The sequence below is a fragment of the Arthrobacter glycogeni genome, assembly GCF_054510815.1.
Genome location: NZ_JBTNDV010000008.1, coordinates 109,967 through 131,808, shown reverse-complemented (window position 1 = coordinate 131,808; position 21,842 = coordinate 109,967). Strand labels below are relative to the sequence as shown.

Genomic DNA, 21,842 nt, shown 5'->3' with positions numbered 1-21,842 from the left:
GGCAACAAGCCTTCCTGCAAGACGCCTAGAGCCAGCGCGCTGCCTCTAGATGCAGGCGCACCTTCTTCTCGTCGTCGAACTTGTCATAGAGCGCGACCATCATTGAGGAGCGTGGATTCCGGCTGAACATCGCGCGGTGGTCACTCACGAACTGCCAGTACAGGGCATCCCAGCTCTCCTGCCACCCGCCGGGCGGGAAGTTGCTCATCTTCTTCAGATAATTACTCCCGCTGACATAGGGCTTGGTGGTGATTATGCTGCCGGCCGCGTACTGACTCATGGCGTATACATTGGGAACCATCACCCAGTCATAGGCGTCGATGAACATCGCCATGAACCACTCGTAGACGGCGTCCGGGTGGATCCGATGCAGCGCCATCGCGTTTCCGAGCACCATCAGCCGCTCAATATGGTGCGCATAGCTGGTGTCACCGATCCGTTTGATGACGACGTCGACCGGCTCCAGACCCGTCTCCCCGGTCCACCATCCCTCAGCCAGGCCCCGGTCGAACCCGAGGGTGTTGCTGGTGCGCATCTCGCGACCACGCAGCAGATACGAGGCCCGCATGTACTCGCGCCACCCGATCACTTGCCGGATGAACCCCTCGACACTGGCGATCGGCGTGTCATGCCGGCCGGCATGGTCCAGGGTCACATCGACCACCTCCAGCGGGCTGAGCAGGCCCGAATTGATGCTGGAACTCAGCGCCGAATGGAACAGAAACGAGTCCGGCGCGGAGATTGCATCCTCGTACGGGCCGAACTGGGCAAACCGTTCATTAAGGAACGCCTCAAGGGCGCCTGCCGCCTGCTGGTGCGTGACCGGCCAGTTGAACGTCCCGGCGACTCCCGGATTGTCGGGGAATTCCCGCGTGACCCAGTCGATGGCGTCCCGCACGTTGTCGGTGGGGTCGAGCACGGGCAGGTCCGGAACGGCCAACCCCCTGGGCAGTTTCTTCCGGTTGTCGGCGTCGAAGCTCCAGCGACCGCCCACCGGGCTGCCATCTGGTTCAACCAGGATTCCCAGCCGACGGCGCTGCCACTCGTAGAAGTTTTGCATCCGCCAGCCGGCGTTGGTGAAGTAGCCCCGAATCTCGTCGGGGCTGAGCAGGAATCCGGGGCTGGTGTCCACCTGCGCCGTCAGGCCGAGGTTTCCGAGGGTCGTGGCGAGCCGCTGCTCCAGCCAGTCGTCGACGACATCGCAATACGTGCACCGCGTAGCCCCGATGTCCCGCAGGTGAGCACCCAATCGGTCCTGACTGGGGGTCGTCGCCGAAGTTTCGAGGTAGTCCACCGTGTAGCCCGCGTCCCTGAGGCGCTGCGCGAAGTGGCGCATACTGGCACGGTGCAGCACCAGTTTCTGCTGGTGGAATCGGTACTGGCGGAAGAACAGATCATCCTCTACCAGGATGAACCGGTGCGCCGCGGGCGCGCCGAGGTGCTCCTCGAAGAGCTGGTGAGGGAAAACCAACCGAACCTGCACTGACATCTCCTTCGTCCTGCGTGCCGCGCTTCAGCACCGCTGCCATGCTTCCACATCGCGGGCTTCCCGCGCCCGGTTGCTAGGGTGAAGCCTATGACTCGATTCGCCGTTCATGTTGCCTGCGCCGACGGCCAGAGTATTGACACCTTCCGCCTGGACACCCGTTCCGGGGCACTCGACGCCGGTCAGTCGTTGGCGCTGGGCGTCAAGGTGCAGTGCCTGGCGATACACCCCAGCGACCGCCTGCTGTATGCAGCGCTGGCCACCACGCCGCCCACGGTGAGGTCACTCGCCATCGATGGGAGCACCGGAGACCTCAGGCCACACGGGACTGCAGAGCTGATCGCTGGGATGGCCTATCTGGGGGTCGACCCGTCGTGCGGTCACCTGCTCGGCGCCTCCTACACCGACCACCTGGTCAGCGTCATGAGCCTTGACGACGACGGCGGGATGCTCCCTGGCACCGCGTCCTCCGCCGCACCCGGCAAGCATGCCCACGCGGTGGTCACGAGCCCTGACGGACGATTCGTGTACGCCACCGCCCTGGGCGACGACCTGATTGCGTGGTGGCCGGTCGATTCCGTCACCGGGGCACTAGGTGTCGGCGGCCAGGTGGCCGCGCCGGCCGGGAGCGGCCCACGGCATCTGCGCTTCTCGCCGTCCGGGGAGACGCTCTACGCGCTTCACGAAATGTCGGGGGAGATTGCCGCCTACGCCCAAGACCCCGAGACCGGCGTCCTGACCGAGCAGCAGCGGATCTCCTCAATTGCCTCCTCCCTGAACCTCGTGCCGGGCCGGGTCCGCGACGGGTCCGGACCGGACCCGGCCGCGAATGCCATCTGGTGCGCCGAACTGCAGGTGTCCCCCGACGGCCGTTTTCTGTACAGCACCGAACGATCCAGCAGCACCATCGCCGTCGTCGCCGTAGCACCCGATGGCACGCTCTCGCTGATCGATACCACCACCACCCAGGCCCAGCCGCGCGGGATGAACATCGATCCGACTGGTGAGTTCCTGCTGGCGGTCGGTGAGCTCTCCGGCCAGCTGACCGTGTACCGGATCGACCCCCAAAGCGGGCGCCTGCACGAGCGTGGAAAATACGACTGCAACCCCGGTCCGCGCTGGATCGAATTCTCGCCGTTGGCCTAGCGTTGTTGGACTAGCGCTGTTGCGTGCAGAAAAGTGGCGGAAGGGAAGCTAAGTGGCGACGCCACCACTTTTCTGCGACGCCACCACTTTTCTGCGGCGTTTAGGGTCCGGTACTCACCGCCCGGCCAAGTCGCCCGATCTAACTTTGTGACGGAGGTGGTCTTTTCGGCGGAGGGGGTAGTCAGGAGCGGCCGGTCAGCGCCCCGGCGAGGCTGTCCAGTGCGCCCGGAACCAGCGAATAATACGCCCACACGCCCCTCTTCTCCCGGGTCAGGACGCCCGCGTCGACCAGGATCTTCAGGTGGTGCGACACTGTCGACTGGCCAAGGTTCAGCGGCTCGGTGATGTCGCAAACGCACGCCTCAGCATTGTCGCTTGAGGAGATGATCGAGACCATCCGTAGCCTGTTGGGATCAGCGATCGCCTTTAACTGAGCGGCCAACGACGACGCCGTCTCCTCCGACATGACCGGCTCACCCGTGGGCGTGCAGCAGGCGGTGAGGGCGTCGGGTTGTGTTGTGACGGCGGTAGTCATCCATCCATTATGCACTGACATTGACATTCGTCGATGGATTGGGAAATACTTCAGGCATCGAAGACCATCGATTTATACGACCACCATTCGTCCCGTTCAACGGAGCCCCTTGAGTACTCAAACCCTTCCCGCCGAAGAGACGACCGGCAGACTGTCCACCCTCGATCGACTGCTTCCGGTCTGGATCATCGCCGCGATGGTAGTTGGCATCGCTCTCGGCCAGTTCATTCCCGGCATGGCCGGAGCCCTCGACTCCCTGGCCATCGGCTCGGTGTCCCTGCCCATCGCCGTCGGCCTCCTGGTGATGATGTATCCGGTGCTGGCTAAGGTCCGCTATGACCAGACCGGTGCAGTGATCAAGGACCGGAAGCTCATGATCACCTCCCTGGTGATCAACTGGGTTGCCGCCCCTGCCTTCATGTTTATCCTGGCCTGGGTCTTCGTCCCCGACCTGCCCGAATACCGCACCGGTTTGATCATTGTCGGCCTGGCCCGCTGTATCGCCATGGTGATGATCTGGAACGACCTCGCCTGCGGTGACCGCGAGGCGGCGGCCGTTCTCGTCGCCATCAATTCGGTCTTCCAGGTCTTCGCCTTCGGAGCGCTGGGCTGGTTCTACCTGCAGGGACTGCCCAGCCTGCTGGGACTGCCAACCGCCAGCGCCGACTTCTCCCTCTGGGCCATCACCATCAGCGTACTCATCTTCCTCGGCATACCACTGCTGGCCGGGTTCCTCACCCGCACCATCGGCGAGCGCGCCAAGGGTCGCGACTGGTATGAGGGAAAGTTCCTCCCCAAGCTCGGACCGTGGGCCCTCTACGGACTGCTGTTCACCATCGTGATCCTCTTCGCCCTGCAGGGCGATGAGATCCTCGCCAGGCCGCTCGACGTCGCCCGTATTGCCCTCCCCCTGCTGATCTATTTTCTGGTGGTCTTCACAGCAGGCATGGTGATCGGTAAGCTGCTGAACCTTGGCTACGCCAAAACCACCACCCTGGCTTTCACCGCCGCCGGCAACAACTTCGAGTTGGCTATCGCCGTCGCCATCGGCACCTACGGGGTGACCAGCGGCCAGGCGCTGGCCGGCGTCGTCGGACCCTTGATTGAAGTCCCGGTTCTTGTTGCACTGGTCTATGTGGCCCTCTGGGCGCGGAAGCGCTTCTTCGCCACCGATCCCCTGACACCCGCAAAGGAAACCTCACATGTCTGATTCATCAACCAAACCCTCAGTCCTCTTCGTCTGCGTCCACAACGCTGGCCGCTCCCAGATGGCCGCCGCCTTCCTGACCACCCTCTCCGAGGGCCGGATCGAAGTCCGCTCCGCCGGCTCGCAGCCAGCCGACTCGATCAACCCAGCAGCAGTCGAGGCAATGCGCGAACTCGGCATCGACATGTCGGCTGAAATCCCCAAGGTCCTTACCGACGACGCCGTCAAAGACTCCGACGTCGTCGTCACCATGGGGTGCGGTGACGAATGCCCCTACTTCCCGGGGAAACGTTACGAGGACTGGGTGCTTGAAGACCCGGCAGGCAAGGGCGTGGAGTCGGTCCGGCCGATCCGCGACACCATCAAGGGCCGCGTCGAAGCCTTGATCGCGGAGTTGCTTCCCGCGTGAGCGGGCTCCCGGTCGTGATCATCGGAGCGGGACCCATCGGTCTCGCCGCCGCAGCTCACCTCCTCGAGCGAGGCCTGCAGCCACTGATCTTCGAGGCCGGTACGACGCCAGGTGCCGCGGTCAGCGACTGGGGCCACATCCGCTTGTTTTCCCCGTGGCAGTTCAACATCGATGCCGCCGCGCGCCGTCTGCTCGAGCCCACTGGTTGGGCCTCCCCACGGGGAACGGCCCTACCCTACGGATCCGAGCTGGTTGCCGATTACGTGACTCCGCTGGCGGCAGTACCGGTCATCGCCGAAACCCTGCAGCTCAACACCCGCGTCCTCGCGGTGACCCGCCAGGGGATAGACAAGACCCGGACCAAGGACCGCGACAGGCAGCCGTTCCTGGTCAGGGTGCAAGGCCCTAACGGCGTTGAGGACCATCTGGCACGCGCCGTCATCGACGCCTCCGGCACCTGGGACCAGCCAAACCCCCTCGGGCAGGGTGGACTCCCGGCCCACGGAGAGCCTGAGGCCGACCGCTTCATCACTCGCCCGCTCCCTGACGCAGCAGGCGACGCCCGTGAGCAGTTCGAAGGCAAACGGGTCATGGTGGTCGGCGCCGGGCACTCTGCGGCCAACACCCTGATCGCGCTTGGACAGGTGGCACGCGCCTCCGGGTCCACCTCCATCATCTGGGCCGTCCGCGGCACGGGTTCTGCCGATCGGCTCTATGGGGGCGGCGACCTCGACGGCCTGCCAGCTCGCGGCCAGCTCGGCTCCCGGCTGCGCAAGCTGGTTGCAGACGGCGTGGTGGAGCTTAGGACGTCGTTCACTATCACCGGCTTCACCGCCGGCGACGCGCTGACTGTCCACACCGCCGATGGCTCAGTCGAGGTGGACGTCCTGATTCCGGCCACTGGCTTCAGACCGGATCTGGGAATCGTCCAGGAACTCCGCCTGGAACTGGACCCTGCGGTTGAAGCGCCCCGCGCGCTGGGACCCTTGATCGACCCCGAGTTCCACAGCTGCGGCACTGTGCCCGCGCACGGCGCCAAGGAGCTAGCTCATCCCGACAAAGACTTCTACCTGGTTGGGATGAAGAGCTACGGGCGTGCACCCACCTTCCTGATGGCCACCGGCTACGAGCAGGTTCGGTCGGTGGTCGCGGCACTAGCCGGCGACACAGCCGCCGCTGAGGACGTGCAGTTGGCACTCCCGGCGACCGGAGTCTGCAGCACCGATCTGGGCGGTTCCTGTGACGCTCCGGCGCCAGCCGCGCAGGAAGAAGCGGACAGTTGTTGCAGCACGCCCCAACTAGTGAGCGTTGGCGTCCCGACCGGAACGGTCCACGGCCGCTTCAACGACCCTGATTACTGACCAAGAAGGAGCTCAACATGGCAACTCACCCCAACCCGATGCCCGGATTGATCAACGACGAACATGTCCTGCACAGGATCAGCGGTGAGCTCGCGGGCAGGTTCGACGGTGTGTTTAGTCCAGAGATGGTCGACCGGTACGTTTTCGAGTCCTACACAGCCCTCGCGCGGACCGCAAAGATCAAGACCTATCTGGCCTCCATCACCAAGCACTTCGCCGAGGACCGCCTGAACGCCCTCGCTCACGCCCAGGGCATCCGTCCCAGCGGAAAGGCCGAGGTGCTGTTCGTGTGCGTGCAGAACGCTGGACGCTCGCAGATGGCCGCCGGGTTGCTCAGGCATTACGGCGAGGGCCGGATTAGTGTCCGTTCTGCAGGATCAATGCCCGCAGAACATCTCAACGCCCACGTGGTCAACTCCATGAAGGAGCTCGGCATTGATCTGGACGCCGATTTCCCCAAGCCCCTCACCGACGACGTGGTGCGGGCGGCCGACGTCGTCATCACCATGGGCTGTGGTGATACCTGCCCGATCTACCCAGGGAAGCGTTACGAGGACTGGCAGGTCGAAGACCCGGCGGATCTGGACCCTGCCGGTGTCGAGCGGGTGCGGAACGACCTGGACGAACGAATCCGTAAGCTGGCGGCCGAACTACTCGACCAGTAACCGGGACTAAGCATTCCTGCGCAACGGTTCCTGCAACAGATCGACCAGCTCCAGAAGTTGCTCCATCTCGTCGGTGAATTCCTGGTTGGCGCCGCTGCCTGCGAAGAAGGCCGCGTCGTAGTAAAGCCCATCGCCCATGAGCTTCACGGCGCGAGCTACCGGGCGGCTTCCTAGCGATACCTCGAGTGCACCCAACCACAGCGCCTGAATCTGTGCGAAATTTTGCTGTGCCTTCGGGTGCCCCTGCTGGGCGAGGCGTGCCATCGCCACGAGGGCCCGGTCGAGCGCACTGTCCTCATACACGGAGGTCCGTACGTAGTAGCGGGCCGCTCCCTCGGAGTCAGCGGTCATCAGCTCACGGTCAATCGTGGAAAGGGCCAGGAGCCGATCCCCCAACGCATTCACCAACGCTTCCTTCGACGGGAAGTGATACAACAAGCCACCCTTGGACACGTCGGCAGCCGCTGCGATCGCTTCCATGGTCGCGGCCCGTTCGCCGTCGTTTATGAGGATGTTCTCGAAGCTGTCAAGAATGCGCTCTTTGGAACTAGCCATGTGTCAATCGTAACGTATCTTCACGCTTTACTGTACCGGCTGGACGGTATAGTATCGGGTGATGAGCAACTCGACCGATGTCTCCGAGCCGATCACCGGGGCGGCAGCACTCAACCCCGCGCCCACCCGGGCCGGTCGACGTGAATGGACTGCCCTCGCCGTACTGATGCTGCCCGTGCTTCTGGTGGCTGTCGATAACACCGTGCTCGCCTTTGCCACCCCCGCCATCTCCCTGGCGTTCAACACCAGCGGCACGACACTGCTGTGGATTATCGACAGCTACCCTTTGGTGCTCGCCGGTCTCCTGGTCGCCATGGGGAGTTTTGGCGACCGCTTTGGCCGCCGCCGGCTCCTCATCATCGGCGCCGTGGGCTTCGCAGTCTTTTCAATTGCCGCCGCCTACTCGCCTACCGCCGAGCTGCTTGTTGCCTCACGGGTGGGACTCGGCGTGTTCGGCGCCATGCTGATGCCATCCACGCTTTCCCTCCTCCGCAACATCTTCACCGACCGCAACCAGCGCCGCCTCGCCATTGCCATTTGGGCTGCCGGATTTTCTGCCGGCGCTGCCATGGGCCCGCTCGTTGGCGGCGCGCTTCTCGAGCACTTCTGGTGGGGTTCGGTGTTCCTGCTGGCCGTCCCGGTACTGCTCCTCATGCTTGCCTTTACCCCCGCGCTGGTCCCGGAGTCGAAGGACCCCAATCCGGGCCGTGTGGATTACCTGAGCATCGTCCTGTCGGTCTCCACCATGTTGCCCATCGTGTTCGCGATCAAGAACTTCGCCAAGGGTGATTCGGTGGCGGTGACAATTGCCGCCGTCGTCATCGGCCTGGCAGCCGGGACTGCGTTCACCAGGCGCCAGCTAGGCCGACCGAATCCCATGCTGGACGTCCGGCTATTCACCGTACGTGCCTTCATCGGCGCGGTACTGGTGAACCTGCTCGCCATCTTCTCGCTGGTGGGGTTCATCTACTTCGTTTCACAGCATTTGCAACTAGTGCTGGGGCTCAGCCCACTGAACGCGGGGCTAATTTTGGTGCCTGGCCTGGTGATGACGATCATCGCTGGCCTGGCTGTAGTGCCCGTTGTCCGCCGGGTGCCGCCGCACACCGTGGTACCTGTCGCCCTGCTCTTGTCGGCGGTGGCGTACGCGTTCGTCGCCATCACCGGCCGGGGTGGATCTCCTACCGTGCTGCTGTTCGCCTTTGTGCTGCTGGGCGTCGGTGTCGGCGCGTCAGAGACGATATCCAACGACCTGATCCTCTCGACAGTGCCCGCAGAGAAGGCGGGTGCTGCGTCAGCGGTGTCCGAAACCGCCTACGAGGTGGGTTCCGTGTTCGGTACGGCACTGCTCGGAAGCGTACTGCTCGCCTCCTACCAGCGCAACCTCGTGCTGCCGGCGGGTCTCAGTCCGGAGCAGGAAGCCACCGCCACCGAGACGCTGGGCGGTGCCGTGAACACCGCCGCACAATTGCCGCCCAGCGGCGGCAGTCAGCTTCTGGAGTCGGCGTTCCACGCCTTCGACAGCGGTGTGGTGCTCACCTCGGGGATTGGCGCAGCGCTGATGGTGTTGGCGTCCGCACTTGCCCTGTGGAGCCTGCGACGCGCATGAGAATCCTGGGGGGAGTCCCCGCACGCCGCAGGCTTGACCTCTTTGCGAGGGTCAGGCTGCGGGTGTGATCCCGCCGGTGCACGCAGCGCCAGGCTCCCGGGTCTGCTCACCCTGAATGTACCGCTCAAGGAAAACTGGCAACCGGCCATCATCGGCTGTGTCGACGCTCAGCTGCAGACCCCAGGCGCTCACCATGATCGGCGACTCCTGATCGGCATATGGGCTGAGGATGACGTAGCCGCTGGATCCCACCAGGTCGGTCAGGGCGTCAATGTCGGCCTGGGGGAGATCGGGCTGGTAGGTGATCCAGACCGCGCCGTGCTCCATGGAGTGCACGGTGTTCTCGTTGGGAATCTCCGAGGTGTAGACACCACAGTTGGTCCAGATGGGGTTGTGATCTCCACCCACGGGGGCTGACTGCTCGTAGTCCACCGGCGCATCGGTGTGGTCGAAGGACAGGTCCTCGAACTCCTGGACGCCTTCAATCGGCTGGCTGGCGAGGTCTTCGATGCGCTGGTTTTCCTGCACCTGGCCCACGATGACGATGGTCACGGCAACGATAATGGCGATCACAACAGCACCGATTCCGCCGAGGATCAACGTGGTTCGCCGACGGTCACCGGCCCGCTGCTTGGACTGGATGGCCTTCAGCCGCGCCTGGCGGTCGGCATTGTCCTGGGCTCGCTTCTTGTTCAACGCGTAAATCCTTTTCCCGTAAGTGTGATTGAAACCAATGTACCGTCGGTGATGCTACAGCTCGTCCAGCAGGGCTTCCATGGCGGCTATTTCGGCTACCTGGGCGGCCATCATTTTCTCGGCGGCAACCCTGACCCGCGACTCCTGAACCAGCTCGGCCCCCGCCTGCGCCATGTCCGCGCCTGCCGTGTGGTGAGTGATCATCAAGGTCAGATACAGGTGCTCTGCCTCGGCGCCCGAGGCATCCGATAGCTCGGCGATCTGCCCAGGCGTGGCCATTCCGGGCATCAGACCGTCGTCCCTGAGCATCCCGCCTTCAGTGCCATGGTCCATGGACCCCGCCATCCATGCCATATTTGGCCCGGCTGAGCTCTGCGGCAATCCCCATTCTTCAAGCCAGGCATACATCTGGCCGATCTGATGCTGCTGGGTCATTGCGACGTCGTAAGCAATGGTGCGGACCACCTCATTGTTGGTTCGGTCGCGGACCAATCGGGACATTTCTACCGCCTGGGCGTGGTGCGCCTGCATGTCGCGGGCGAAACCAGCGTCCGCGCTATTGGCCGCCGGGTAGTTCGGGCCGGTACCGATCCGGCCGGCAACGAAGGTGAGCACAAAAAGGCAAACCACCAGCGCTCCAGCCAAGGCAATGAGCACGCGCTTCTGCCACGTCTCCAGGTGCAGCGTCATCTACCTAATTCCTTGCTCGTTGGTCATTCCATCTTCTCCAACGTATTGCATGAGCCTCGGCGTTCCCTGTGTAATCCGGAGATACCCCCCAAGGGTACTTGAGTTATACGGGTAGGGGGTATATATTCGAGGGAGACCGAGGAGACCCAATGACCGACACCACCACCGAACACGGATACACAGCCGATAAGGCTGTCTATCTCCGGCGTCTGAAACGGATCGAGGGTCAGGTCCGCGGGATCGCGCGGATGATCGAGGATGACAAGTATTGCATTGATGTCCTTACCCAGGTCTCAGCGATCAACAAGGCGCTGCACGCGGTCAGCATCGGTCTTCTCGAAGAGCACATCTCCCACTGCGTAGTGGGCGCGGCCAATGAATCCCAGCTCACCGGCAACCCCGACATTGTCCAGGAAAAAGTCCAGGAGGCCTCGGCGGCCATCAGCCGCCTGCTGAGGTAACACGTCCCTTCCACCCAAGGAGTACCACCATGAGCACCACCACCGTCAACATCTCTGGCATGACCTGCGGCCACTGCGTCGATTCGGTCACCGAAGAAATCCTGACTATCGACGGCGTCCAGAACGTCGCCGTCGACCTCAATAAGGGCGGAATCTCCACCGCCACGGTCACCTCAGCGTCCGTCCTTGACCCGGAACAGATTGGCGAGGCCGTCGCCGAAGCCGGCTACCTGGTTGTCGCCACCGACGCCTAAATAGGACACGGCACCACCCAGCAGCAACGTCTACCAGCAGTGCGACCTATCAGTACCACCAAGGAACACGATGAGCACCGACCAGTTGAAGACCACCCCCGCCACCAGGATTGTCGAACTCGATATTCAGGGCATGACCTGCGCGTCCTGCGTGGGACGGGTGGAACGCAAATTGGGCAAGCTCGACGGCGTCGAGGCCAGCGTAAACCTGCCGCTCGAAACCGCCACCGTCACGGTCCCGGAGCACATCTCGGATCAGGACATTGTGGACACGGTGCAGGCGACGGGATACACCGCACAACTGAAGCACCAGGGCCGCAGCACCGCCTCGAATGCGGGGTCGAGTGATCCGGCCCTGGAGGGGACCCACCCAGAAGCCTCCGACCACCTGACCCATGGTGGATCAGCTGCGCAACTGCGGCCACGGCTCATCGTCGCGGCGCTACTAACACTGCCGGTCACCATCATCTCCATGGTGCCTGCGGCGCAATTCCCGCACTGGGGTTGGGTCGTCTTCGCCCTCGCCCTGCCGGTGGTGACCTGGTCCGCGTGGTCGTTCCACCGGGCCGCCGCCATCAACGCGCGCCACCTCGCGTCAACAATGGACACGCTGGTTTCTATCGGTGTCACCGCGGCGTTCCTCTTTTCAGCCTGGCAACTGTTCAGTGATCCAACCATCACCGAACACGCGGGCATGGCCATGAGTGACCACGCACTGTATTTCGAGGTGGCAGCTGTCGTCGTCACCTTCTTGCTGCTGGGCCGCTATCTTGAGGCAAATGCCAAACAGCGCGCCGGCGAAGCGCTCAAGGCGCTGTTGAGCCTCGGCGCGAAGGACGCAACGGTCCTCCGCGACCAGGACGGCCGCCGGGTTGAGGTCAAGGTACCGGCCGATTCCCTGGTCCACGGTGACGAGTTTGTGGTGCGGCCAGGCGAGAAGATCGCTACTGACGGTGTGGTGATCGATGGCACCAGCGCTATCGACACTTCACTGATCACCGGCGAATCGTTGCCGGTGGACGTCGGCATTGACGACGTCGTCACCGGCGCCACCATCAACACTTCGGGTCGCCTGATAGTCCGGGCCACCCGGATTGGCAGCGAGACCACCCTGGCCCAGATGGGACGGCTCGTCAGCCAGGCGCAGAGCGGCAAAGCGCCCATTGCCCGGTTGGCGGACCGAATCAGTGCCGTCTTCGTCCCCATCGTGCTAGCCATCGCCCTCCTGACCTTCATCGCCTGGATGGTGCTGACCGGGGACCTGCAGTCGGCGTTTACTGCGGCCGTCGCCGTCCTCGTGATCGCCTGCCCGTGTGCGCTCGGGCTCGCTACGCCGACGGCACTCCTGACCGGTTCGGGGCGTGGCGCCCAGCTGGGCATCCTCATCCGTGGACCGCAGGTCCTGGAGGACACCCGCACGGTCGACACCATTGTGCTGGACAAGACCGGCACTGTCACCACCGGCAAACTTGCAGTGACTGACGTCGTCGTGCTCGGTGCCCTGGATCGGAACCACGTCCTGCGGCTGGCCGGCGCGGTTGAGGCCGCCAGCGAGCACCCGATTGCGCAGGCGATCGCTGCGGCAGCACCGGGCCACCCCGCGGTGACCGGGTTCAGTAGCTCCGCCGGCGGCGGGGTGCGGGGCACGGTCGACGACGGCGGGCGCGCCGTCACCGTGCTCGCCGGGCAGTCCGGCTGGCTGGAAGAGAACGGGGTCGCTCTCACCGACGCACACCGTTCAGCACTGCAGGGTCAGCAGGATTCCGGGGCCACCGCCGTCTGGGTAGCAGTTGAGGGCCGCATCGCGGGCCTGGTGTCGCTGAAGGATACGGTCAAGGACTCATCTGCTGCGGCTATCGCGCGGCTCAAGGATCTGGGACTGCGACCTATCCTGCTCACCGGCGACAACGCCCCGGTGGCACACCGGGTGGCTGCCCAGGTAGGAATCGCTCCTGACGATGTGCTCGCCGGGGTGCTTCCAGCGGGCAAGGTGGAGGCCGTCCGGCGGCTGCAGGCCGAAGGAGCCACGGTGGCGATGGCCGGCGACGGGGTCAACGACGCCGCCGCCCTGGCCCAGGCTGATCTGGGGATCGCCATGGGCTCGGGCACCGATGTTGCCATTGAGGCAGCCGACCTGACCGTGATGGGGAACAGCCTGGAGCAGGTAGCACAGGCCATCGAGCTATCGCGCAAGACCCTCCGCACCATCAAGACCAACCTGTTCTGGGCATTCTTCTACAACACCATCGGCATCCCGGTGGCTGCCCTGGGGTTCCTCAACCCGATGGTCGCGGGTGCGGCGATGGCCGCGAGTTCAGTGCTTGTGGTGGCCAACTCGTTGCGGCTGCGTCGGTTCGGTAGGTAAAACTACGGCAGGGGGACGGGCTCGACGTCGTTGGCGCGGTCCAGCGGCGGGGATCCGTTCGTTGGCGCGCGCAACTCGTCGAGGCGGACCATCACCACTCCACCGACGATCAACAGTCCACCGAGGAGCTGGATCGGTCCGGGCAGCTCACCGAGCATCAGCCAGGAAGCCAGCACCGCGAACATCACCTCGGTGAGCCCCACAAAGGAAGCCACCTTCGACCCGAGCTGGCGGGCCGCAAGAATGCCCGTGAAGTAGGCCACCACAGTGGAGATCAGCACTAGCCCCAGCACGGGCACCAGCCAACTGGTTTCCCACCCGGCCAGGGTCACGTCGCGGAACTCAAAGGTGAAGGGCATGACGCCCACGAGCCCCAGGCCCCCGATGGCCACAGCTCCGGCCACCATTCCGCCGCCGGCCATCACCAGGGGCGGCAGGGCGTCGTTGGCTCGGGCGGACATCAAGAAGAACACCGCAAGGCAGACCGCCGCGGCAAGTCCGTAGAGGACGCCGATCGGGTCGAGGCGTTCGTCGGCGGTCAGGTCCAGCACCAGGAGGAGCCCGATCATGGCGGTTACCGAACCGGCGGCGGTGAGACGGCGCGGGGTCCGACGGCTGCGGGCCCACAGCCAGCCGACAATGAGCACCGGCGCCAGATATTCCAGGAGTAGGGAAACCCCGACGGACATCCGCTGCACGGCGCTGAAATAGAAGAACTGGCAGAGCGCAATCGCTGTGACACCGTAGATGATCAGGGTCAGCGCGCTGCCGCGCAGGGTTGTCCACTGCCCCCGCAGGGCGATCAGAACCGGGACCAGCAACACGAGGGCCGCCCCGCCGATGCGCACACCCACTGCTGCACCCGGACTCCACCCAATCTCCAGCAGGGACTTGGCGAACGGCCCGGATACGCCAAACGTGGCCGCCGAGATGACCGCGAACCCCAGGCCCGCTGCTGCACCGTTCTTCATGCCTACTCCTCCGCCCACATTAGTGTCATGACCAAAATATGTTTATGGTAGTGACAGTAGCCCCGAGCCCTGTCAGGAGTCAACATGACCTTTGCCTATGACACAGAAATTGCGCTGATCTCCGCCGCCGCGCTCATCAACACGGGAAAGGAGGATCCGGATCAGTTGACCACGTTGGCGGACCTGGACCGTTTCCTCACCGAGCAGGACTTCTCCGGGTCGCGTGCCCGGACATCCGCCGAGCTCGCAGCGGTGGTGCGGTTGAGGGCGGAACTTGAAGAGGTCTGGACCTCCTCCGAGGACGACGCCGTCGCGCGCGTCAATCGGATCCTGAGTGACGCGAAGGCCCTCCCCCGGCTGGTCCGCCACGATCACTGGGACTGGCACCTGCACGCCACCGATCCCGAGGCTCCGCTCGAAGACCGGATGGCCACCGAGGCGGCGATGGCGCTGATCGATGTCATCAGGACCCACGAAATGGACCGGCTGCGGATCTGTGCGGCCGACGACTGCAGCGCCGTCGTGCTCGACCTGAGCCGAAACCGCTCAAAGCGGTACTGCGATACGGGGAACTGCGCCAACCGCGCGCACGTCAAGGCGTATCGCGCCCGGAAAGCGGTGGCCGGCTAGACCCACGTACGCGACAGGCACAGAAAAGTGGTGCACCCGCACGTGAGTGGTTACCCAACAGCGCTTCTGCGGTCCAGCCACTATTCCTGGCCGGGGGAGGTCCTGGTAGCCCGGGTTAGGCCCCGCTGATGCCGAACAAGCCGATAATGAGCGCCATCACCAAATAGGTGACCAGTTCGTGGGCGCAATTCAGGAGGGTGAGTCCGGCCGGCCGGCCCTCGAACGCGTCGTGGGTAATAAACCGGGAGGCGGTGAACCCGGCCCACAGGATCACTGCGGTAATCAAGGTATTGAGCAGGAAATTTCCGCCGTAAAAGTCCTGGGCGATCGCGGCACCACCGGCCAGCACCCACGCGCTGATCAGACTGACCACCACAGTGATGAGGATGGGCTTGATGGCGTCCCTGGAATCGCCGCTCACGTCGACCTTAGCGACCCTCGTCCAGTAGTTGCCGAACACCTTGGGCGTGTACCAAATGGTGCCGACGACCAAGGTGGACAGGGTAGCGACAAGCACCGCCCAGATGTTGATTTCCGGGATCATGCTGCGCCTCTTCCTGGGTCGGAATACTCGGGTCAGCTGAAAGTCTAGACCGGCTCACGTCAGGAATATGCTGCCACTGCGAAAAAAGGGGCGAAAAGAAGGCTACGGCCGCTAGTGGGTGCTGTCCGACCCGCCGCGGGGTGTCCCTTTGGGGTTTCCTTCCTTATCGACGTTCCCCGCGCCGCCGGGGATCTTCGACGATGACCGGTTGATTCCGGTCCCTTTACCAAGGTGGTCAGCGTTCGGCTTCTCGGTCATCATGAGCATGGCGCAGACCACCAGTGCGGCGATGAAAGCAATTCCCGCGGCGGTGAGGCCAAGGTCAACCCTCAGTTCCCGGGTGCCGCCACCAGTGGAGACGATCATCGCCACGATGCCGGCGACCGCCGCGAGGACGGCTGAGAAGATGAGGGGGCCTTTGACGCCCCTGACCGATTTGGACACTGTTACTCCTTGGGAAAATTGCAGCTGCAGACTCTTCTACCAGGGGTAGAAAGACTGCTTCTCCTAGTTTACGGGGTGGGCGGAGCTTACTGGGGCCGTGTGATCCACGTCATGCCGGTATCCGAGGGCGGCAATCGCCAGGACGACGGCGCTGATCACTGCCCCGCCTCCGGTAACGCCCAGCAGGGCGTGGGCTCCCGCATCCTCAAAAAGGGGGAGCAACAATCCGGTAGCAATACTCACGGCCCCGACAGTGATCAGGTCCTTCCCGGCAACGGCGGTACGACGCTGCCGGATCCCCACGCAGAGGTCCACCGCGCCGGCGATCACCAGGACGAGCGCCACAACCCGGGCGAACATGGCATCGGTATGGATCCATAAGTTGAGCACACCACCGGAGAGCAGGAAGCCTGGGGCAATCCACACCACCCACCGGTCGGCACTCCCGCGAAGGTCCATCGCCTGTTCCATCCAGACCGCAGACACGGCCAGCCCAAGCAGGTACAGTCCGCCGGCCACCGACGCGACCTGCACCGACGGTTGCGTCCAGAAGATGGTTAGAGCCCCGAATATTGCAGCTACAGCGGCCCGGAACAGCAGGGGCGGCCAGACGGCTGCTGCTTGGTCCAGTGGGTTGTGAGGCGGCTGGACCGTCACATCGTGTGGTGCGGCAACCATTGCGCAAAACCTCCGATTCGAAACGGGCTGATTACTTCAGTCCAGACCACCCAGTTTATCCCCGCGACAGAAGCCCGCGACAGTACCACAACCCGCGAGCCCAGGGCCTGTTTGTCCGGGCGACGTCAAGGTTAGTGAGCGCCGATCATCATCCAGCGATCGTTGCGCACCCGCCACGCCAGGGTCAGGGCCCGCGCCGCCATGTAGCCAACACCGAACGCCAGCCAGAGCCAGACAATTCCGGCCGGTCCGTTGAGCCCGGCGTCGAAGACCCAGCCCAGCAGCGGCACGTACAGCAGGAGATTGACGACGCCGGCGATCGCCAGATAGCGGGCGTCGCCAGCACCGATGAGGACGCCGTCCAACACGAACACCAGCCCGCACACGGGTTGGGACACTGCGAGTACAAAAAGCCCACCAGCGAGCGCTGACTGCACGTCCTGATCGGTAGTGAAGATCCAGCCGACGAACGGTGCTGCCAGGGCCAGCAGGGCGCCGGTGATCAGACCGAACCCCAGACCCCACCGGATCATCCTCCGAGTCAACGCGTGAGCCAACGGCTTGTCGCCCGCGCCGAGCTCCTTGCCGATGAGGGCCTGCGCGGCAATGGCTAGGGCATCGAGCGCGAAGGCCAGAAAAATGAAGATAGTCATCACCAACTGGTGTGCGGCAAGGGAGACTGAGCCTTGAGAAGTCGCGACATACACAGTCGCAAGAATCGCGACCCGCAGACTCATGGTCCGCAGCATCAACCAGGAACCCACCCTCGCCGTCGCCCGTAGACCCTGCCAGGACAGCCGCAGCGGAACCCTGTGTGTGCGTGAGAGCCGGACCACAATGACCAGGTAGACGGCTGCCATCCCCCACTGGGTAATACTGGTCCCCAAAGCGGACCCAGCAACCGAGAGTTCCAGCCCATAGACCAGCAGAAAATTCAGCCCAATGTTCACGGCAAACCCGACGCCGGCCACCAGCAACGGCGTCTTGGTGTCCTGCAGGCCACGAAGCACCCCGGTGGCGGCGAGCACCACCAGCATCGCGGTGAGTCCGGGCATGGAGTAGCGCAGGTAGTCGACGGCGAAGGTGTGGACCTGCCCTTCCGCGCCCATCAGCGATGCGAGTCCGGGTGCAAGGATCCAGCCGATTGTGGAGAGCAGCACTCCCAGGACTAGGGCCAGGCCGATACCGTCGAGGCCTGCAGCCACCGCGTCCGGGATCCGTCCGGCACCCAGGAATCTCGCCACGGCGGGCGTGGTGGAGTAGGCGAGGAAAACCATGAGCCCGACGGCGGTGTGCAGCACCGTGGACGCGAGGCCCACTCCTGCCAACTCGTCAACACCCAGGTGCCCCACGATGGCCGAGTCGGCCAGCAGAAACAAGGGTTCGGCTATCAGGGCGCCAAGCGCTGGGACGGCGAGGTGCAGGATGCGCCGGCTCAACTCGCGGGTATCAGGGACGGTGGTGCTCACCATGCCACCCTATGCCTAGCTCCCGACGGTCTGCGGGCGGGCCGGGGGGACGTCCGCTAGGCTGAAGAGTGAGGCACGACGGCGCACAGGGAGCACACATGAAAAAGGAAATCTGGTTCTCTATCGGAGGTCTGGTCGCGTTCTTCATGAGCACCCTCTTCATTCCGCAAGGTATCTCGGATTTTGCGCGTGCCGCTGCCCTTGACGAACCGGTGCCGTCGGGTGCCGGGTTGACCCTCGGCATTGGTGCGCTGCTGATTGTTGCTGCGATCACGCTGCTGGCGAGCGGCTACGCGATCCGGCGCAAGAGTCTCAACACCACCGGCCAGAAGCGGGATTAGATTCCCTGCTCCACCATTTCCAGCAGGCGCTGCGCGGCGGTGAGCCGCGACCCGGCGTCGAGTCCCCTCAGCGGGCCGTCGATCACCAGCATGGCCAGCCCATGCACTGCGGACCAAGCCACGAACTCGGCCCCCGGACGCCGGCTGGCCTCCAGCACCCCGCTGTCCACCAGGTCGTCGAGGGCATCGGATAGCAGCTGGAACGGCGTCCTGCCGTGGGGCCCCGCCGACTCTTCGACGGCCGCATCCCTCAGATCCACGTGATTCGCGAACGCCGTCCTGAACAGTCCCGGCTCGGCCTGGGCGAATCGAAGGTAGCCGGAGCCCACCGCGCGCAGCTTCGCCTGGGCGAGTGCCGCGGCGTTGTGGGGGCCGTCGTCGTCAGCGCCGCCAGCGCTGTCGTTACGATCAGTAAGGGCTGATTGCTCCTCCTCCATGGCCGCCGCAAGCCGGGACTGCGCGGCGGCGGAGACGGCGCGCAGCAGCGCACCCTTGTCAGCAAAATGGCGGTAGGCGGCGTTCGGCGTCACCCCGGCCCGGCGGGTCACCTCGCGGAGAACGACGGCGGCCGGCCCACCCTCGCGTGCCAGCTCGGTTCCCGCCTCGACCAAAGCCCGTCGCAGGTCACCGTGACGGTACGTGGTGCGTGGGGTCGACTGCTCTGCCACGGGTTCCTGGCCTGTCCTCAGCTGCGGGAAGTGAACACTGTCCACAAGTGTGTCACGGGGTGGGCCAAGCGTGGGAGTGCAGTTCGTTCGTCAAGTTGGTGCGGGCTGCGTCCAGCCAGCGGAGCTGTCCAGACGCAGTGCGGAATAGTGGGTCCATCGCCAGGAGACGGCGGACGACGTCGGCCCGGCCGGTAGCGAAATCCGGGTCCGACACGTGGGAGTATTCTTTCCGCACGGCGGCCACATACTGCCCATATCCGCGCATCGGCCGTCCTAGAACGGCCAGGTCCGCGTCGCACAGGAGATCACCCGCCCGGTCCCCCGGCTGCGGACGATGCGATGCCGTGAGCAGGATCAGCCGCACCACCTCGGCCGCCTCGGGAGCGGGCACCAGCCCCGCCAGCAACTCGTCGGCCAGAGCCGCCGAAGCGCGTTCGTCCGTTCCGGCGGAGCCCTCATAGACGGCGTCGTGAAACCAGGCGGCGAGCCGGACCCGTCGCCGCAGGTTGTCATCGTCGCCCGGGGCGAATAGGAGGTCAAGCGCCTCAAGCACGTCGAGGAGATGGGAGGGGGTGTGGTAATTCCGGTGCGTCTCGGACCATCGGTCCATGAGTTGTTCGCCCAGCCCAGGTTCCGCGGGCAGCACGACGTTCCACCGGGCGAGGAGGGTCCGCCGCAGCCGCTGCGTCCGCTGCCGGGCCGGAATCCGCAGGCCGCTGCCAATGAGAATACGGACCAGGGTGCCGCAGTCCACTTCGCGCGCGCCAAGAGTCACCAGTTGGCTGTAGCGGCGGACTGGAACGTCATAGTGGTCGCCATCGAACGCCCGCTCTGGAATCCCCGCCGCCACGGCGAAGGCGTGGAGTTCAGCGACCGACAGGTCGGAGATCAGGTGGGAGAATTCGGTCCCATGCGCAGGCCAGAGCGGGGGGTCGATGTAGATGGCCATCGCCCCAGCCTACCGGCGGACAGTGAGCCATCCGCGGTATTGACACCACTTTTCCTTGATGTGACATCATAGTGGTGTCACTATGATGGAATGGAATTAGGACAGTACGTCAGCGACCTGCAACGCCACTTGGCGGACACTTCGGAGAGCGGCTCCGAGGACACCCGCGCGGTGGCCGAACGGCTCGCTGTCGGACTTGATGCAGCGACACGGCTCGTGTTGCTGGACGCCTTGTCGGCGGCAGCCAGCGAGATCACCCGGGACCTGGCCCCGGGCTCCGTTGACCTTCGGCTTCGAGGCCGCGAGGTGGAGTTTGTCATCACCCTGCCCACCGTCGACGCCGAGGCGGACGACTCGCCGGCCGTTGCCGTGGAAGAGGATGACGCCATCACCTCCCGCACCACCCTTCGGTTACCCGACGCCCTTAAAGCGCGGGTCGATGACGCTGCAGTGGCCGACGGGTTGTCAGTCAACGCCCGGTTGGTGCGCGCCGTGGCTGCAGCGCTTCAACCCAGGCAACGTCGGTCAGCGCAACGCGTCCTGCGCACCGGCGACAACTTCGCTGGCTGGGCGCGCTAACCTCGCAGCCCTCCACCTTCACCGACCACGCGGGCCCGGGGGGACGCGGGGCCGCGGGGTGAATCCACCACACCCCTCCTCGGGAGCACACCAGCATGCCTACCTACTCCACCCCCTCCGCCATTGACCTCGCCGTCGACCTGCAGATCGGCCTGCTCGACGTCGTCGCCAGCGACCGTGCCGACACCGTGGTCACCGTTTCTGCGACCAACCCAGACAAGGCTGTAGACCGCCGGGGCGCCGACGAGACCACCATCGACTTCGACGGCGCCCGTCTTACGGTCAATGGCCCAAAACCCCGCTTCAGTGTGATCGGGTCCAACGAATCGGTCGACCTGCTGATCGAACTGCCCTCCGGGTCCAGGCTCACCGCCAAAGTGGCGATGGGCGGTGTCCACACCATCGGCCGGCTCGGCGCCACCCGGATCAAGAACTCGATGGGCCCGGTCGACCTCGATGCCACCGGCGACCTGTGGCTCCGCGCCGGTCACGGCAACGCGGTGGTCGGATCCGTCGGTGGCGGAGCCGAGATCACTGCCGACCACGGCCAGATCCGGGTCGGCACCATCAGAGGAGATTCGATCCTGAAGGCGTCCCATGGGGCGATCTCCGTCGGCGAGTCGGGCGGTGAACTGGACGCGAAGCTCTCCTATGGGGACCTCGACCTCACCCGCGCGCTCGGCTCGGTGACCGCCAAAACCGCTTACGGCAGCATCACCCTGGGCGAGATTTCGAGCGGCAGCGTCGCGGTGGAGAGCGCCTTCGGGCAGGTCACCATCGGGGTGCGGGCCGGGGTCGCCGCCTGGCTCGATCTTGCGTCGAAACGGGGCCACGTCCGCAATGAGCTCTCCGGCGACCGGGCACCCGCCCCGTCAGAGCCCACCGTCGCCGTCCGCGCCCGACTCGACGGCGGCAACATTTCCATCCAGCGCGCCCGATAGCCCGGGTGTCTCCATTGGAGGCAACCCGGCTACCGCTCGGTACGGAGTTCTGGTGAGATCCCGGTCTGGCCCCTGGCTGTTACGCCGTGATCGCTACCGCCGGGCATGCCTGGGCGATGGCAGTTTATGAGCGGAAGTCGGTGCGCTCGATCCCGGTGGAGGCTTCCGAAGCTACGAGGATACGTCTAT

Annotated in this window: 25 protein-coding genes; 13 read left to right on the top strand and 12 right to left on the bottom strand. The window is 64.7% G+C overall.

Annotated features, from left to right (window positions below):
* Positions 1-25: 25 nt before the first annotated feature.
* A complete protein-coding gene (locus ACX80G_RS10360) occupies positions 26-1,489 on the bottom strand; it encodes a cryptochrome/photolyase family protein (RefSeq protein WP_459307556.1) in 1,464 nt (487 codons plus the stop codon).
* Between the two features lie 87 nt (positions 1,490-1,576).
* Here ACX80G_RS10360 and ACX80G_RS10355 point away from each other — a divergent pair, with 87 nt between their 5' ends.
* The gene (locus ACX80G_RS10355) at positions 1,577-2,632 is read left to right on the top strand and encodes a lactonase family protein (RefSeq protein WP_459307555.1); all 1,056 of its coding nucleotides are present in this window, start codon (positions 1,577-1,579) and stop codon (positions 2,630-2,632) included.
* Between the two features lie 181 nt (positions 2,633-2,813).
* Here ACX80G_RS10355 and ACX80G_RS10350 read toward each other — a convergent pair whose 3' ends face one another.
* Entirely contained in the window at positions 2,814-3,167 is a 354-nt protein-coding gene (locus tag ACX80G_RS10350) for an ArsR/SmtB family transcription factor (RefSeq protein WP_459307554.1), read from the bottom strand.
* Between the two features lie 109 nt (positions 3,168-3,276).
* On the opposite strand from ACX80G_RS10350, the gene arsB reads away from it, so the two are divergent.
* The 4 genes from arsB to ACX80G_RS10330 are packed head-to-tail and all read left to right on the top strand — an operon-like array spanning position 3,277 to position 6,809.
* Positions 3,277-4,377 carry an ACR3 family arsenite efflux transporter gene (gene arsB / locus ACX80G_RS10345; protein WP_459307553.1) on the top strand — a complete coding sequence of 367 codons (1,101 nt, stop codon included), beginning with the start codon at positions 3,277-3,279 and terminating at the stop codon, positions 4,375-4,377.
* Positions 4,370-4,783 carry an arsenate reductase ArsC gene (locus ACX80G_RS10340; protein ID WP_459307552.1) on the top strand — a complete coding sequence of 138 codons (414 nt, stop codon included), beginning with the start codon at positions 4,370-4,372 and terminating at the stop codon, positions 4,781-4,783. Before arsB ends, ACX80G_RS10340 begins: the two co-directional genes overlap by 8 nt.
* On the top strand, positions 4,780-6,144 hold the full coding sequence (locus tag ACX80G_RS10335) for an NAD(P)-binding domain-containing protein (protein WP_459307551.1): 1,365 nt from the start codon (positions 4,780-4,782) through the stop codon (positions 6,142-6,144). Before ACX80G_RS10340 ends, ACX80G_RS10335 begins: the two co-directional genes overlap by 4 nt.
* A 17-nt stretch (positions 6,145-6,161) precedes the next feature.
* Positions 6,162-6,809: an arsenate reductase ArsC gene (locus ACX80G_RS10330; protein ID WP_459307550.1), complete on the top strand. Its 648-nt coding sequence runs from the start codon at positions 6,162-6,164 to the stop codon at positions 6,807-6,809.
* Between the two features lie 6 nt (positions 6,810-6,815).
* Here ACX80G_RS10330 and ACX80G_RS10325 read toward each other — a convergent pair whose 3' ends face one another.
* Positions 6,816-7,364 (bottom strand): TetR/AcrR family transcriptional regulator, encoded by a 549-nt coding sequence (locus tag ACX80G_RS10325; RefSeq protein WP_459307549.1) that lies wholly within the window; start codon positions 7,362-7,364, stop codon positions 6,816-6,818.
* A 61-nt stretch (positions 7,365-7,425) separates the two neighbouring features.
* On the opposite strand from ACX80G_RS10325, the gene ACX80G_RS10320 reads away from it, so the two are divergent.
* Positions 7,426-8,973: an MFS transporter gene (locus tag ACX80G_RS10320; RefSeq protein ID WP_459307548.1), complete on the top strand. Its 1,548-nt coding sequence runs from the start codon at positions 7,426-7,428 to the stop codon at positions 8,971-8,973.
* A gap of 51 nt (positions 8,974-9,024) precedes the next feature.
* On the opposite strand, the gene ACX80G_RS10315 is transcribed toward ACX80G_RS10320, so the two are convergent.
* Positions 9,025-9,669, bottom strand: coding sequence for a thioredoxin-like domain-containing protein (locus tag ACX80G_RS10315; RefSeq protein WP_459307547.1), 645 nt, complete (start codon positions 9,667-9,669; stop codon positions 9,025-9,027).
* A 54-nt stretch (positions 9,670-9,723) separates the two neighbouring features.
* Positions 9,724-10,359, bottom strand: a complete 636-nt coding sequence (locus ACX80G_RS10310) for a DUF305 domain-containing protein (protein ID WP_459307546.1) — start codon at positions 10,357-10,359, stop codon at positions 9,724-9,726.
* 149 nt (positions 10,360-10,508) lie between these two features.
* Here ACX80G_RS10310 and ACX80G_RS10305 point away from each other — a divergent pair, with 149 nt between their 5' ends.
* The 3 genes from ACX80G_RS10305 (at position 10,509) to ACX80G_RS10295 (ending at position 13,439) form a co-directional block, all read left to right on the top strand.
* Positions 10,509-10,820 (top strand): metal-sensitive transcriptional regulator, encoded by a 312-nt coding sequence (locus ACX80G_RS10305; RefSeq protein WP_459307545.1) that lies wholly within the window; start codon positions 10,509-10,511, stop codon positions 10,818-10,820.
* Between the two features lie 29 nt (positions 10,821-10,849).
* Positions 10,850-11,074, top strand: coding sequence for a heavy-metal-associated domain-containing protein (locus ACX80G_RS10300; protein ID WP_459307544.1), 225 nt, complete (start codon positions 10,850-10,852; stop codon positions 11,072-11,074).
* Between the two features lie 70 nt (positions 11,075-11,144).
* A complete protein-coding gene (locus tag ACX80G_RS10295) occupies positions 11,145-13,439 on the top strand; it encodes a heavy metal translocating P-type ATPase (protein ID WP_459307543.1) in 2,295 nt (764 codons plus the stop codon).
* 2 nt (positions 13,440-13,441) lie between these two features.
* On the opposite strand, the gene ACX80G_RS10290 is transcribed toward ACX80G_RS10295, so the two are convergent.
* The gene (locus tag ACX80G_RS10290; RefSeq protein ID WP_459307542.1) at positions 13,442-14,410 is read right to left on the bottom strand and encodes an EamA family transporter; all 969 of its coding nucleotides are present in this window, start codon (positions 14,408-14,410) and stop codon (positions 13,442-13,444) included.
* A gap of 84 nt (positions 14,411-14,494) precedes the next feature.
* On the opposite strand from ACX80G_RS10290, the gene ACX80G_RS10285 reads away from it, so the two are divergent.
* Entirely contained in the window at positions 14,495-15,040 is a 546-nt protein-coding gene (locus ACX80G_RS10285) for a CGNR zinc finger domain-containing protein (RefSeq protein ID WP_459307541.1), read from the top strand.
* Positions 15,041-15,155: 115 nt separating this feature from the next.
* Here the strand turns inward: ACX80G_RS10285 and ACX80G_RS10280 are convergent, their stop codons facing one another.
* The 4 genes from ACX80G_RS10280 to ACX80G_RS10265 all read right to left on the bottom strand — a co-directional run bounded on the left by ACX80G_RS10280 (position 15,156) and on the right by ACX80G_RS10265 (position 18,178).
* A complete protein-coding gene (locus tag ACX80G_RS10280) occupies positions 15,156-15,584 on the bottom strand; it encodes a DUF1761 domain-containing protein (RefSeq protein WP_459307540.1) in 429 nt (142 codons plus the stop codon).
* Between the two features lie 111 nt (positions 15,585-15,695).
* Positions 15,696-16,028, bottom strand: a complete 333-nt coding sequence (locus ACX80G_RS10275; RefSeq protein WP_459307538.1) for a hypothetical protein — start codon at positions 16,026-16,028, stop codon at positions 15,696-15,698.
* A gap of 63 nt (positions 16,029-16,091) precedes the next feature.
* Positions 16,092-16,706 (bottom strand): hypothetical protein, encoded by a 615-nt coding sequence (locus ACX80G_RS10270; protein WP_459307537.1) that lies wholly within the window; start codon positions 16,704-16,706, stop codon positions 16,092-16,094.
* A gap of 131 nt (positions 16,707-16,837) precedes the next feature.
* Positions 16,838-18,178: an MATE family efflux transporter gene (locus ACX80G_RS10265; protein WP_459307536.1), complete on the bottom strand. Its 1,341-nt coding sequence runs from the start codon at positions 18,176-18,178 to the stop codon at positions 16,838-16,840.
* Positions 18,179-18,273: 95 nt separating this feature from the next.
* Between ACX80G_RS10265 and ACX80G_RS10260 the strand changes: the two genes are divergently transcribed.
* On the top strand, positions 18,274-18,516 hold the full coding sequence (locus tag ACX80G_RS10260) for a hypothetical protein (RefSeq protein ID WP_459307535.1): 243 nt from the start codon (positions 18,274-18,276) through the stop codon (positions 18,514-18,516).
* Here the strand turns inward: ACX80G_RS10260 and ACX80G_RS10255 are convergent.
* Positions 18,513-19,184 carry a TetR/AcrR family transcriptional regulator gene (locus tag ACX80G_RS10255; RefSeq protein ID WP_459307534.1) on the bottom strand — a complete coding sequence of 224 codons (672 nt, stop codon included), beginning with the start codon at positions 19,182-19,184 and terminating at the stop codon, positions 18,513-18,515. The two genes, ACX80G_RS10260 and ACX80G_RS10255, sit on opposite strands and share 4 nt — an antisense overlap.
* A gap of 52 nt (positions 19,185-19,236) precedes the next feature.
* The gene (locus ACX80G_RS10250; RefSeq protein WP_459307533.1) at positions 19,237-20,133 is read right to left on the bottom strand and encodes a DUF4031 domain-containing protein; all 897 of its coding nucleotides are present in this window, start codon (positions 20,131-20,133) and stop codon (positions 19,237-19,239) included.
* A gap of 90 nt (positions 20,134-20,223) precedes the next feature.
* Between ACX80G_RS10250 and ACX80G_RS10245 the strand changes: the two genes are divergently transcribed.
* Entirely contained in the window at positions 20,224-20,712 is a 489-nt protein-coding gene (locus tag ACX80G_RS10245; protein ID WP_459307532.1) for a histidine kinase, read from the top strand.
* 95 nt (positions 20,713-20,807) lie between these two features.
* On the top strand, positions 20,808-21,653 hold the full coding sequence (locus ACX80G_RS10240) for a DUF4097 family beta strand repeat-containing protein (protein ID WP_459307531.1): 846 nt from the start codon (positions 20,808-20,810) through the stop codon (positions 21,651-21,653).
* Positions 21,654-21,842: the final 189 nt, after the last annotated feature.

Coding starts and splice junctions, on each gene's coding strand:
- ACX80G_RS10360 (WP_459307556.1), bottom strand. CDS start 1,489: ATGTCAGTGCAGGTTCGGTTGGTTTTCCCTCACCAGCTCTTCGAGGAG.
- ACX80G_RS10355 (WP_459307555.1), top strand. CDS start 1,577: ATGACTCGATTCGCCGTTCATGTTGCCTGCGCCGACGGCCAGAGTATT.
- ACX80G_RS10350 (WP_459307554.1), bottom strand. CDS start 3,167: ATGACTACCGCCGTCACAACACAACCCGACGCCCTCACCGCCTGCTGC.
- ACX80G_RS10340 (WP_459307552.1), top strand. CDS start 4,370: ATGTCTGATTCATCAACCAAACCCTCAGTCCTCTTCGTCTGCGTCCAC.
- ACX80G_RS10330 (WP_459307550.1), top strand. CDS start 6,162: ATGGCAACTCACCCCAACCCGATGCCCGGATTGATCAACGACGAACAT.
- ACX80G_RS10325 (WP_459307549.1), bottom strand. CDS start 7,364: ATGGCTAGTTCCAAAGAGCGCATTCTTGACAGCTTCGAGAACATCCTC.
- ACX80G_RS10320 (WP_459307548.1), top strand. CDS start 7,426: ATGAGCAACTCGACCGATGTCTCCGAGCCGATCACCGGGGCGGCAGCA.
- ACX80G_RS10310 (WP_459307546.1), bottom strand. CDS start 10,359: ATGACGCTGCACCTGGAGACGTGGCAGAAGCGCGTGCTCATTGCCTTG.
- ACX80G_RS10305 (WP_459307545.1), top strand. CDS start 10,509: ATGACCGACACCACCACCGAACACGGATACACAGCCGATAAGGCTGTC.
- ACX80G_RS10300 (WP_459307544.1), top strand. CDS start 10,850: ATGAGCACCACCACCGTCAACATCTCTGGCATGACCTGCGGCCACTGC.
- ACX80G_RS10295 (WP_459307543.1), top strand. CDS start 11,145: ATGAGCACCGACCAGTTGAAGACCACCCCCGCCACCAGGATTGTCGAA.
- ACX80G_RS10290 (WP_459307542.1), bottom strand. CDS start 14,410: ATGAAGAACGGTGCAGCAGCGGGCCTGGGGTTCGCGGTCATCTCGGCG.
- ACX80G_RS10285 (WP_459307541.1), top strand. CDS start 14,495: ATGACCTTTGCCTATGACACAGAAATTGCGCTGATCTCCGCCGCCGCG.
- ACX80G_RS10280 (WP_459307540.1), bottom strand. CDS start 15,584: ATGATCCCGGAAATCAACATCTGGGCGGTGCTTGTCGCTACCCTGTCC.
- ACX80G_RS10270 (WP_459307537.1), bottom strand. CDS start 16,706: ATGGTTGCCGCACCACACGATGTGACGGTCCAGCCGCCTCACAACCCA.
- ACX80G_RS10265 (WP_459307536.1), bottom strand. CDS start 18,178: ATGGTGAGCACCACCGTCCCTGATACCCGCGAGTTGAGCCGGCGCATC.
- ACX80G_RS10260 (WP_459307535.1), top strand. CDS start 18,274: ATGAAAAAGGAAATCTGGTTCTCTATCGGAGGTCTGGTCGCGTTCTTC.
- ACX80G_RS10250 (WP_459307533.1), bottom strand. CDS start 20,133: ATGGCCATCTACATCGACCCCCCGCTCTGGCCTGCGCATGGGACCGAA.
- ACX80G_RS10245 (WP_459307532.1), top strand. CDS start 20,224: ATGGAATTAGGACAGTACGTCAGCGACCTGCAACGCCACTTGGCGGAC.
- ACX80G_RS10240 (WP_459307531.1), top strand. CDS start 20,808: ATGCCTACCTACTCCACCCCCTCCGCCATTGACCTCGCCGTCGACCTG.